Origin of the sequence: Amycolatopsis sp. NPDC058986, from assembly GCF_042741125.1 — a bacterium.
In the GTDB taxonomy this organism is placed as follows: Bacteria; Actinomycetota; Actinomycetes; order Mycobacteriales; family Pseudonocardiaceae; genus Amycolatopsis.
Genome location: NZ_JBHYJW010000112.1, coordinates 1 through 11,169 on the forward strand (window position 1 = coordinate 1; position 11,169 = coordinate 11,169).

Annotated in this window: 10 protein-coding genes; 2 read left to right on the forward strand and 8 right to left on the reverse strand. The window is 70.4% G+C overall.

Annotated features, from left to right (window positions below):
* Positions 1-90 precede the first annotated feature (90 nt).
* Complete coding sequence (ilvA, locus tag ACFW0G_RS44550) at positions 91-1,293, reverse strand: threonine ammonia-lyase (protein ID WP_378331639.1); 1,203 nt, start codon at positions 1,291-1,293, stop codon at positions 91-93.
* Between the two features lie 95 nt (positions 1,294-1,388).
* Between ilvA and ACFW0G_RS44555 the strand changes: the two genes are divergently transcribed.
* Positions 1,389-1,676, forward strand: coding sequence for a hypothetical protein (locus ACFW0G_RS44555; RefSeq protein ID WP_378331640.1), 288 nt, complete (start codon positions 1,389-1,391; stop codon positions 1,674-1,676).
* 6 nt (positions 1,677-1,682) lie between these two features.
* On the opposite strand, the gene ACFW0G_RS44560 is transcribed toward ACFW0G_RS44555, so the two are convergent.
* From ACFW0G_RS44560 to ACFW0G_RS44590, 7 genes are all read right to left on the reverse strand, one after another.
* A complete protein-coding gene (locus tag ACFW0G_RS44560; protein WP_378331641.1) occupies positions 1,683-2,840 on the reverse strand; it encodes a cystathionine gamma-synthase in 1,158 nt (385 codons plus the stop codon).
* Between the two features lie 50 nt (positions 2,841-2,890).
* Positions 2,891-3,865, reverse strand: coding sequence for a hypothetical protein (locus ACFW0G_RS44565; protein WP_378331642.1), 975 nt, complete (start codon positions 3,863-3,865; stop codon positions 2,891-2,893).
* Positions 3,866-3,871: 6 nt separating this feature from the next.
* A complete protein-coding gene (locus ACFW0G_RS44570) occupies positions 3,872-4,525 on the reverse strand; it encodes a hypothetical protein (RefSeq protein ID WP_378331643.1) in 654 nt (217 codons plus the stop codon).
* Between the two features lie 108 nt (positions 4,526-4,633).
* Positions 4,634-5,188 carry a hypothetical protein gene (locus tag ACFW0G_RS44575; protein WP_378331644.1) on the reverse strand — a complete coding sequence of 185 codons (555 nt, stop codon included), beginning with the start codon at positions 5,186-5,188 and terminating at the stop codon, positions 4,634-4,636.
* Positions 5,189-5,329: 141 nt separating this feature from the next.
* Positions 5,330-6,844, reverse strand: a complete 1,515-nt coding sequence (locus ACFW0G_RS44580) for a hypothetical protein (RefSeq protein ID WP_378331645.1) — start codon at positions 6,842-6,844, stop codon at positions 5,330-5,332.
* Between the two features lie 117 nt (positions 6,845-6,961).
* Complete coding sequence (locus ACFW0G_RS44585; RefSeq protein WP_378331646.1) at positions 6,962-8,332, reverse strand: cystathionine beta-synthase; 1,371 nt, start codon at positions 8,330-8,332, stop codon at positions 6,962-6,964.
* A 454-nt stretch (positions 8,333-8,786) separates the two neighbouring features.
* Entirely contained in the window at positions 8,787-9,758 is a 972-nt protein-coding gene (locus tag ACFW0G_RS44590) for a pentapeptide repeat-containing protein (protein ID WP_378331647.1), read from the reverse strand.
* Between the two features lie 142 nt (positions 9,759-9,900).
* Between ACFW0G_RS44590 and ACFW0G_RS44595 the strand changes: the two genes are divergently transcribed.
* Positions 9,901-11,121 (forward strand): acetyl-CoA C-acetyltransferase, encoded by a 1,221-nt coding sequence (locus ACFW0G_RS44595; protein ID WP_378331648.1) that lies wholly within the window; start codon positions 9,901-9,903, stop codon positions 11,119-11,121.
* Positions 11,122-11,169: the final 48 nt, after the last annotated feature.

The following is an 11,169-nucleotide window of genomic DNA, read 5'->3' on the forward strand; positions in this document are numbered from 1 at the left end:
AGCAGGAGCGCCGCGGCAACCTCTGTCGCGTCATGCCGTGAAGGCCACCTTACGGGCGTCTGACGCCCGTAAGGTGGCCTTAACGGCATTTCAAACCACGGTGTACCCGGCGTGTTCGAGGGCGGCGACGACGTCTTCGCAGTGTTCGGGACCGCGGGTTTCCAGCGCGAGCGAGACGTCGACCTCGCCGAGCGCGAGCGAGCCGGAAATGCGCGAGTGTTCGACGTCGAGGACGTTCGCGCCGAGTTCGCTCACGCACGAGAGCACCGCCACCAGCGAGCCGGGACGGTCGGGTACGCGCAGGTGGAGTTTGAGGTAGCGCCCGGCAGCCGTCATGCCGTGCTGGACGATCTGCACCAGCAGCACGGGATCGACGTTGCCACCGGAGAGGATCGCGACGACCGGCGGTTCGAACGCGCCGGGGTGCTGCAGCAGCGCGGCGACCGCGGCGGCGCCCGCCGGTTCGACGACGAGCTTGCGCCGTTCCAGGCACAGCAACACCGCGCGGGACAACGATTCTTCGGAGACGGTCACGATGTCGTCCACAAGGGACGACACATGCGCGTAGCTGACCGGGCCCGGCTCGCCGACCGCGATCCCATCGGCCATTGTGGACAGTTGGCGCAACCGGACCGGCGCACCGGCCGCCAGCGAGGGCGGAAACGCGGCGGCTTCCTCGGCTTGGACGCCGACGATCCGGACGTCCGGCTTGACGGCCTTCACCGCCGAAGCGACCCCGCCGACGAGCCCGCCTCCGCCGGTGGAGACGAGCACCGTGCGAGCGCCGGGGACCTGGTCGAGGATTTCCAGGCCGGCCGTGCCCTGGCCCGCGATGACGTCGGGATGGTCGAAGGGGTGGATGAACACCGCGCCGGTCCGGTCGCCGAACGAGATCGCCTCGGCCAGCGTCTCCTCCAGAACGGCGCCGTGCAGGTGGACGTCCGCGCCGTAGCCCCGGGTGGCCGCGAGCTTCGGCAGCGGCGCACGCAGCGGCATGAACACGGTCGCCTTGGTGCCCAGCAAGGACGAAGCGAGCGCGACACCCTGCGCGTGGTTGCCCGCGCTGGCCGCGACCACACCCCTGGCGCGTTCCTCCTCGCTCAGCCCGTGGATCCGGGTGTAGGCTCCGCGGATCTTGAACGACCCGGTGCGCTGCAGGTTCTCGCACTTCAGGTACACCGGACCACCGTGCAACCGGCGGAGATCCCGCGTGTGCTCCATCGGCGTGACCCGGGTGATCCCTTCGAGAAGTTCCCGGGCTTCCCGGATCCTCTCGAGGCTGACGAGTTCCATGGCACCGGATGATGCCACTTACCGGACATGCGGGCTGGGACCACGGCGGGCCGAGTACCCTGGACGCGGCGGCGACGGCTGATCAGGGAGCGAATATGGCAACGGGTGACCACGCGAACACCGCTCGACCGGTGCGCGCGACCCGCTCCGCCGGCGTGCTGTCCCTCGTCGTCGGAGTGCTGTCCGCCGCGGCGCTGACCGGGGCGGCCGTCTTCACGGTCGACAGGGCGGGGTGCGCGGCGCCCGCGCAGTACATCCGCCACGACAACCACATCGAGCTGGTCGGCGGCTGCGTGAACGGCGAAGAACTGCCGCCCGCACCGCACGCGCCCTCGGGGAGTGCGTCCGGTGCGGACGCCCAGCCCGGCAACTACCGCCCGTAGGTTCTCTCAGTCCAGCGCGGCGAGCAGGTCGGCGACCAGGTCGCGGCCGTCCTCGATACCGACGGACAACCGCAGCAGATCGGCGGGCACCTGCAGTGTGGAGCCCGCGGTGCTCGCATGGGTCATCCGGCCGGGGTGTTCGATCAGCGACTCGATCCCGCCGAGGGATTCGGCCAGGATGAACAGCTTCGTCCGGGACGCCACCTCCAGCGCGGCCTGTTCGCCGTCGACATGGCTGAACGACACCATGCCGCCGAACCGGCGCATCTGCTTGGCCGCCGTCTCGTGACCGGGGTGCTCGGGAAGGCCTGGGTAGTAGACCTTGACCACCTTGGGGTGTTTCACCAGCGCCTGGACGATCTTCTCGGCGTTGTCGCTGTGCCGCTCCATGCGCAGCGCGAGCGTCTTGAGCCCGCGCAGGGTGAGCCACGCGTCGAACGGGCCGGGCACCGCGCCCGCCGAGTTGCGCAGGAAGAACAACTGCTCGCGGATCTCGTCCTCATTGGTCACCACAGCGCCGCCGACGACGTCGGAGTGCCCACCGAGGTACTTGGTGGTCGAGTGCACGACGATGTCCGCGCCCAGCGCCAGCGGCGTCTGCAGGTACGGGGTCGCGAAGGTGTTGTCGACGACCAGCCGGGCACCGGCCTCGTGCGCGACACCGGCCAGCGCGGCGATGTCGGCGATGCCGAGCAGCGGGTTCGTGGGCGACTCGCACCAGACGAGCTTGGTCTCCGGCCGGATCGCCGCCCGCACTTCGTCCACATTGGACAGATTGGCGACGGTGTGCTCGATGCCCCACAGGCTCAGCACCTTGTCGATCAGCCGGAACGTGCCGCCGTACGCGTCGTTCCCCAGCACGAGGTGGTCACCCGGCCGCAGCACGGTGCGCAGCACGGCGTCCGACGCGGCCATGCCGGAGGCGAAGGCCAGCGCGTGCCTGCCGCCTTCCAGCGCGGCGAGCGCCTGCTCCAGCGCCGTCCTGGTCGGGTTCGCGGTGCGCGAGTACTCGTAGTCACCCTCGCGGGTGCCACCGACGCCGTCCTGGGCGTACGTCGAGGTCTGGTAAATCGGCACGATGACGGCACCCGTGCGCGGATCGGGCTGCTGCCCGGCATGGATGGCACGTGTCTCGAAACCCAGCGCTGAGTAGTCGTCGACCATGCCACCAGGGTACGGGGAACCTCCGACAATCCCAGTAAGTGGGAGTAAGTTCACCACCGGCCCGGCGGCTGCGACGGCGGATACTGCTGGTGAGGTGGTTGCGGCGGGGTGTGACCGCCCGGCAGAGCCGGTGCGGCGACGCCGATCAGCATCCCGATGTATGGACTGAGCAGCGCGGCACCGGCGGCGCAGGCCACCAGCGCGAGCACGAGCAGCACCCAGGCACTGCTCCCGTAGCTCACCTCGACGACCGCGCCGACGAGCGCGAGAACCGCGCCACCCAGCGTGAGCAGCGACGCCGCCTTCTTACCGGCGAACAGGCAGGCTGCACCGGCGAGCACGACCGCCCATGCCAGCAGTTCCACGATCAGCCAGAACACCCCGGCGTGCCGCCATGTCCTCCTCGAGACGAGCGACAACACGATCGCGACCACCGCGAGCAGAGCGAACACACCGGCCATGCCCAGCCGGAGAAGCCGTACCGCGGGCAACTCCGGCCGCGTCGGTGTCGCGAGCGGCGGACCACCGACGGCGGCGACCGCGGCGCGCTTACGGCGGATCGGGCGCAGCACCAGCGCCACCACGGCGAGTACGAGCACGACCGGCGCGAGGGTCACACAGGCGACGGTGCCGTACGCGGTCGCGATCTTGAACTCGAAGGACGCCTTGAGGAACCGGCCGTACCGCACGTCGTAGAAGAGCGGTTCGAGCCAGCCGAGCGCGATCGTGAGCGTGGTGCCCACGATGAGCGTCACCAGCCCGCCTGCGGCGCGCGTGAACACCAGGATCCCGCCTACCAGCAGGATGATCCCGAACAGGAGGAACAGGCCGAGCGCGGCGATGGAGCCACCGCTGAGGTCCCCGACGGAGGTGCCCTTGGGCAGCGTTATGAGCGCCACGATCGGCTTCGAGAACACGGCTCCGCCGAGCGCGAGGCCCAGCACGGCCGTGACGGTCGCGGTCACACCGGTCTTGAGCGGCTGCTGGGGTACCACCGCCGGGGGCGGCGGGTAGGGGTAAGCCATCGCGCGTTACCGCGGGTACTGCTGCGGGTAGCCGCCGCCCGGCGGGTACACCCCGGCGGGCTGTGCCTTCCCGACCCACACCGCGGTCGGGCGCACCAGCGACAGCACCAGCGTGGCGGTCGCCGGGATGACGACGAACACGAGCGCCACGATCCCCGCCCCGGCGACCATGCTGCCGCTGAAGTGCCGGAACGCGCTCAGGCCGACCAGGCTCAGCACGAACCCGAGGAGCACCACCGCGATCGCCAGGGCGCTGCCGACGATGCCGAGCATCCGGCCCGCGGGCTTCTTGAGGAACAGCAGGATGCCACCGGCGAGCAGCAGCCCGGCGAGTACGAGGTAGAGGAACGTCGTGATGAACACGATCCACGACGCGTAGCGGTGGCTGACGGCGAACAGGGCGATGATCTGGACGACCGCGCTGACGAGGTAGTACACACCGCCCAGCACCGCGAGCACGCCGGCGAAGATCGCCGTGACGCCGCTCGGTTTCTGGTGCGGGGGAACGAAACCGGGCCCTTGCGGATAGCCGCCGGGGTAGGGCTGGCCGTAGGCGGGCTGCTGCCCCGGCACCGGATAACCGCCCGACGGCGGATACTGCGGCGGTACCCCGGGCTGTCCCTGGTTCGGCTGCTGTCCCGGGTACTGCGGATACGACACGGTGTTCCCCTCGCCCTTCGGTCACCCCCAAGCCGGTGACCACCCTGCAGCGGAGCGTACCGGTCCGGCGTGCCTCTCGGCGGGTTCTTCACGCGTGGGAGTGCCAGGTCACCACTGCCGCGGCGGGGAGTACCCCTGCGGTCCCTGACCGTACGGCGGCAGGACGGCTTGCGGACGATGACGCAGGTATTTGAACGTCGGCGGCAGGACCGAGAAAAGCAGCGTCAGCGGTGCGAGTGCCATGAGCGCGACACGGTCGTAGGCGGCGAAGTTCCGCAGGCGGAAGACGGCGGTGAAGTACCTCTCGTAGGTCGAAACGGCAACGGGTTCGAGCAGGATCGCCGCGATCGCCAGCAGCGCCCCGAGCAGCAGGAGGATCGCGCCCGCGGTCGCGCGGAAGAACGTCGACAACGCGCCGACGAGCAGCAGCAGCCCGGCGACGAGGTAACAAGCGAGGCCGACGAGCACCAACGGCGGCAGGTCACCGAGGCTGAGCCCGGACGGAAGGTCGATGAACAGGGTGACCGGCACGTAGCCCGAGGCCACCGCGGCCAGCAGGCCGAACAGCGCGGCGAGGACGGCCGTCGCTCCCGTCGGGCGCGGTGCGGGGGCTCCGTAAGGGAGACCTGGCTGCGGTGCTGGGTATCCGTACGGACCGGTCACGGCTCTCCCGTCAGGCTGTCGGCGCAAGGACGGCGCTCACCCTAGCCCGGGAAACTCCGCCGTGGACCCCAAACGACGGACGGTATGAAGACGTGATGCCCCCGGCCGGGCGGCCGGGGGCATCACGGGTGGTCTAGCGGATCACCACTGCTGGGGTGGCTGGCCGAAGCCTCCGCTCGGCGGGCCCTGCTGGCCCGGCTGCTGACCGTAGCCCTGCGGGGGCTGGCCGTATCCGGGCTGCTGCGGCTGGCCCGGCTGACCGTAGGGCTGCTGCGGCGGCTGGCCGTAACCCGGCTGCTGCTGCGGCGGCTGGCCATAGCCCGGCTGCTGTTCCGGCTGGCCGAAACCACCGGGCTGCTGGCCCGGCTGCGCGAACCCGCCGCTGGACGGGTCATGCCCGCCCGGCTGACCGTAGGGCTGCTGCGGCGGCTGGCCGTAGCCCGGCTGCTGCCCCGGCTGGCCGAAACCACCCGGCTGGCCGGGCTGACCGAAGCCGCCCTGCGGGGCACCGTACGGACCGGGCGCACCGGGGCCGGACGGCGTCGAACCGCCACCGAGGCCGACGAACTGCGCCGTCGCCGGGATCACCGCGAGCACACCGACGATCAGGATCAGGATGCCCAGGATCAGCGGCGGGATCCCGCCGCCGGTCGCGTCCTTGGCCGAGGCCCCGAACTGCTGCAGGAAGTCGTCGTTCGGCGTCAGGCCGATCTTCAGCAGCAGCGAGAACAGCGCCAGGATCACGCCACCGCCGAGCACGACGAACGGCACGATCGTCTTGATGGTGCCGCTCAGCTTGCTCGCGAGCGCGAGCCCGACGCCGCCCGCGAGCGAGATCAGCGAACCGAGCAGGATCAGGATCACGTAGAGCCAGACCGTGCCGGATCCGACGATGCCCGCCTTGTCGAGGAACTTGTCGATCGCGTCCTGGTTCGGCGCGCGATCGAACAGCTTCGAGTAGTCGCTGGCGTCGCCGAGGTAGACGAACGAGAAGATCAGCGCGATCAGGCCGAGCAGCGCGACGACGCCACCGGCGATGTAGCCGTACAGCGCGTTGCCGCCGCCCCCGGCGGGAGCGGCGCCGAACGCCGGCGCGGGCTGGCCGAAGCCGCCACCCGGCGGTGGGCCGCCGAAGCCGCCCGGAGCACCGAAGCCCTGGGGCTGGCCGGGCTGACCCGGTTGCGGTTGACCGGGCTGGCCGTACGCGGGCTGCGGCTGGCCGTAGGCACCCGGCTGCCCGTAGCCCGGCTGCTGCTGGCCGAACCCGCCGACCGCGGCGGGGTTGTCGGCCGCACTCGGCGGCGGGGCGTACGGGATGGCGGGCGGCTGCGAGCCGGGCGGCACCAGCTGGGTGGACTCCGCGCCGGGCGCGTCGCCGCCCCCGACCGGGTTCACCAGCTGGGTCGCGTTCGCGTCGCCCTGTTGTGCGGGCTGCCCGCCCTCGCCCTGCTGCTGCACCGGCTGCACGACCTGGGTCGGCTCCGGCGTCTCACCGAACTGGCCGCCCTGCGGCTGTTGCGGCTGGGCCGGCTGGACGACCTGGGTCGGTTCCGGCGAGCCGAACGGACTGTCCTGCTGCGGCTGGGGGCCACTCGGCGGGCCCTGCGGTGGCTGGCCGCCACCCCACGGCTGGTTCGGTGGCTGCGGAGCACTCATTTGGGTCTTGAACCCCCTTGACGAGGACACGAAAAAGTTCTAACCACGGCACACGCTATCGGATAGCCGGGTCAACCGCCGGTAACACCTCGGTGTGCCCGAGCGATGAGACCCCTTCTAGCGTCCGGCGAGGAAACTGAGCAGGTCGTGCCGGGTCACCACACCAGCGGGTTTACCGTCGATCAGCACCAGCGCGCCGTCCGCGCCCTCGAGCGCGGTCATCGCGGCGCCGACCTGCTCACCAGCACCGATCGTGGGCAACGGCGGCGACATGTGCGTCTCCAGCCGGTCGGCGAGCTGGGCCTTGCCGGTGAACAGCGCGTCGAGCAGGTCGCGTTCGTTGACCGCGCCGACGACCTCGGCGGCCATCACCGGCGGCTCGGCGCTGACCACCGGCATCTGGCTGACACCGAACTCGGAGAAGATCGCGACCGCCTCGGCGACGGTCTCGTTCGGGTGACTGTGCACCAGGTTCGGCAGCGACCCGCTCTTGCGCGTGAGGACGTCGCCGACCGTGGCACCCGAGGAGTCCGGGGGCAGGAAGCCGTAGGAGGACATCCACGCGTCGTTGAACACCTTGGTGAGGTAGCCGCGGCCGCCGTCGGGCAGCAGCACCACGATGACGTCGTCGGGCCCGAGCCGCTCGGCGAGCTTCAGCGCGGCGGCCACCGCCATCCCGCACGAGCCGCCGACCAGCAGGCCCTCTTCGAGCGCGAGACGCCGGGTGGTCTGGAAGGAGTCCGCGTCGGAGACGGCGATGATCTCGTCGGCGATTTCCCGGTCGTAGGTCTCCGGCCAGAAGTCCTCGCCCACGCCCTCGACGAGATACGGCCGCCCGCTGCCGCCCGAGTACACCGAACCCTCCGGGTCGGCGCCGACGACCTGTACCCGGCCGTCGCTGACCTCCTTGAGGTAACGCCCGGTGCCGGAGATGGTGCCCCCGGTGCCGACGCCCGCGACGAAGTGCGTGATCCTGCCCTCGGTCTGACGCCACAGCTCGGGGCCGGTCGAGTGGTAGTGGCTCTCCGGGTTCTGCGGATTGGCGTACTGGTTGGGTTTCCAGGCGCCCTCGATCTCGCGGACCAGCCGGTCGGACACGTTGTAGTAGGAGTCCGGGTGTTCCGGCGGCACCGCGGTCGGGCACACCACGACCCGCGCGCCGTACGCCTTGAGCACGTTGCGCTTGTCCTCGCTGACCTTGTCCGGGCAGACGAAGACGCACTGGTAGCCCTTGCGCTGGGCGACCATGGCGAGCCCGACGCCGGTGTTGCCCGAGGTCGGCTCGACGATCGTGCCGCCGGGCTTCAGCTCCCCGGAACGCTCGGCCGCCTCGATCATGCGCAGCGCGATGCGGTCCTTCACGCTCCCGCCGGGGTTGAAGTACTCGACCTTGGCCAGCACGAGCGGCTGTAGCCCCTCGGCCAGTGCGTTCAGCTTGACCAGCGGGGTGTTGCCCACCAGATCGGCGATGTGCTCGACGTAATCCACGCGCACAGCCTACTGCGCCGTTCGTTACCAATCCGACGGCAGCCACGGCGGAAACGGGTACTTACGAGCAGGTCGGTCACGGACCGTATCCGCCTACTTTCGGTCGGATTGGTAACCAGAGCGAGCCCGCCATTGTCCAGCCAAGGCGAAACCGGTCACGCGAGCGGCGGACGGCTCCAGGTGCGCGTCGGTCCGGCGGCGACGTCCCACGAGGTCCGTCCGGCCACTGGCGAGAACCGTGCGACAGCCAAGCCGCTACCCACCGGTGCCCGGCCGGAGGGCCGTGGCACGTCGAAACGCCGTCCCGTCCTGGAAACCGGCCCGCACGCACCGTGCGTCCCCGGTCCCGCCTCGGCAGGTGACGAGGAGCGGCGCGCTGCTCCGGCAGCGGCTCCAGCGGTGAAGGGCTCCCATGAGCGTCCCTCCGGATGTCGGCATTTCAGTTCAGTCGGTGTCAGCCATCAACGGCCACGCTATCGGCCGATGGCCGTTCGGGGGAAGGGCCTGCCACCAGATCGGACCAGACGTCGTCACCGGCCCGTGCCCGTTCCGTCCAGCCGCGGGGCCATTTGCGGCGGAGCCCGTGGTCCGTCCGTGTCGCGGCCCCGGTCAGCCGGGCCTCGGTCTTCTCGCCGAAGTCGACCTCGTTCTCGAACCTGGCGCCGGCGAAGGAACCCCCGGCCGCGCCGAAGTCCACCGTGCGGAAGTCGACCAGGCCGTCGAAGACCGTGTTCTTGAAATCCGCTTTGCTCACGTACGACGTGCCACGGAACGACGTCGTTCCCACGAAGGTGGCGCCGTAGAACACCGCGGACCGGACGCGGCAGTGGGTGAACGTGAAGTTCGTGAGCGTCGCGCCGACCAGATCGAGATCGACATCCGGCCAGTAGGCGGGGTTCTCGTCGTCCTTGCCCGGCCGCAGGTGCAGGGTCAGCACGCGTTCCGCGGTGCGGCGTACCTGGAGTTCCTGGCGGTTCTCCTCGTCCTCGGGATCGTGCTGGAACGGCATCCGCAGATAGGCGCACAGGACGTTGACGATGGTCTGCCGCTGTTCCTCGTGTTCCTGCGCGAGCCGTTCCAGCGCGTACAGCCCGGCGAGCCGGACGGGCGCCTTGTCGCTGCCGAGCTGTTCGGCGGCCTTGCTGTACATCTCGGTCACGCGACGCTGGGTGGCGTCGTGGTCCTTCTGCACCAGGTCGAGTTCGGCGGAGCGCTGACGCCGCGCGGCGAGCAGGAGCGCGGCCGCGCCGCCGGTGCCGACGACGACGTTGGCCGCGGTGCGCAACGCGTCCAGCCGGGCCGAGTCCTCCGGTCTGCCGCCACCGAGGGTCGAGAGCAGGGTGATCGCCGCCGTCGTCGCGAGGACGACGAGGCCGGCGCCCCAGAGCAGAATGGTCCGCGTCGACAGCACCCGATGGCTCGTCACGGCGGGGCATTGTGCCAGCGTTCCCGGAGCCGCGTTCGCCTTTTGGACGTGTTCCGCGTCGCGCCCGGCTTGTCACCCGCGCCACACACTCCCAAGATGGTGAACAAGCGCTTATTCCAGTACTCGACGAAGAGGTCCTGCGATGCCTGAAGCCGTGATTGTCTCCGCCGCGCGTTCGCCGATCGGGCGCGCCAACAAGGGGTCGCTGGTCAGCATGCGGCCCGACGACCTCGCGGTGCAAATGGTGCGCGCCGCGCTCGACAAGGTGCCGCAGCTGGACCCGGCCGACATCGACGACCTGATGCTGGGCTGCGGCCTGCCGGGCGGCGAGTCCGGCTTCAACATGGGCCGCGCCGTCGCGGTCGAGCTCGGCTACGACCACCTGCCCGGGTGCACCATCACCCGCTACTGCTCCTCCAGCCTGCAGACCACCCGCATGGCACTGCACGCGATCAAGGCGGGCGAGGGCGACGTGTTCATCTCGGCCGGCGTCGAGACCGTGTCCCGCTTCGGCAAGGGCAGCTCGGACTCGTGGCCCGACACGCACAACCCGCTGTTCGCCGAGGCCGAGGCCCGCACCCAGACGACCGCCGAGCAGGGCTCGGACACCTGGACCGACCCGCGGACCGAGGGCAAGGTCCCGGACGTCTACATCGCGATGGGCCAGACCGCCGAGAACCTCGCGCGGCTCAAGGGCGTCACGCGCGAGGACATGGACGAGTTCGGCGTCCGGTCGCAGAACCTCGCCGAGAAGGCCATCGCGGACGGGTTCTGGGCCAAGGACATCACCCCGGTCACGCTCCCGGACGGCACGGTCGTCTCGAAGGACGACGGCCCGCGCGCGGGCGTCACGCTCGAAGGCGTCTCGGGGCTGAAGCCGGTGTTCCGCCCCGACGGCCGGGTCACCGCGGGCAACTGCTGCCCGCTCAACGACGGCGCCGCCGCGCTCGTGATCATGTCCGACACGAAGGCTCGTGAACTGGGCATCACGCCGCTCGCGCGCGTCGTTTCGACCGGGGTTTCCGGGCTGTCGCCGGAGATCATGGGCTACGGGCCGGTCGAGGCGTCGAAGCAGGCGCTGTCCCGCGCCGGGCTGTCCATCGGCGACATCGACCTCGTCGAGATCAACGAGGCGTTCGCGGCGCAGGTCATCCCGTCCTACCGCGACCTCGGGATCGACATCGACCGGCTGAACGTCAACGGCGGCGCGATCGCCGTCGGGCACCCGTTCGGCATGACCGGAGCGCGGATCACCTCGACGCTGATCAACTCGCTGCAGCACCACGACAAGCAGTTCGGCCTGGAGACGATGTGCGTCGGCGGCGGCCAGGGCATGGCCATGGTCCTCGAACGCCTCTCCTGACCCGGTAATGCCGTAAGGCCACCTTACGGGCGTCCGACGCCCGTAAGG

Coding starts and splice junctions, on each gene's coding strand:
- ilvA (WP_378331639.1), bottom strand. CDS start 1,293: ATGGAACTCGTCAGCCTCGAGAGGATCCGGGAAGCCCGGGAACTTCTC.
- ACFW0G_RS44555 (WP_378331640.1), top strand. CDS start 1,389: ATGGCAACGGGTGACCACGCGAACACCGCTCGACCGGTGCGCGCGACC.
- ACFW0G_RS44560 (WP_378331641.1), bottom strand. CDS start 2,840: ATGGTCGACGACTACTCAGCGCTGGGTTTCGAGACACGTGCCATCCAT.
- ACFW0G_RS44565 (WP_378331642.1), bottom strand. CDS start 3,865: ATGGCTTACCCCTACCCGCCGCCCCCGGCGGTGGTACCCCAGCAGCCG.
- ACFW0G_RS44580 (WP_378331645.1), bottom strand. CDS start 6,844: ATGAGTGCTCCGCAGCCACCGAACCAGCCGTGGGGTGGCGGCCAGCCA.
- ACFW0G_RS44595 (WP_378331648.1), top strand. CDS start 9,901: ATGCCTGAAGCCGTGATTGTCTCCGCCGCGCGTTCGCCGATCGGGCGC.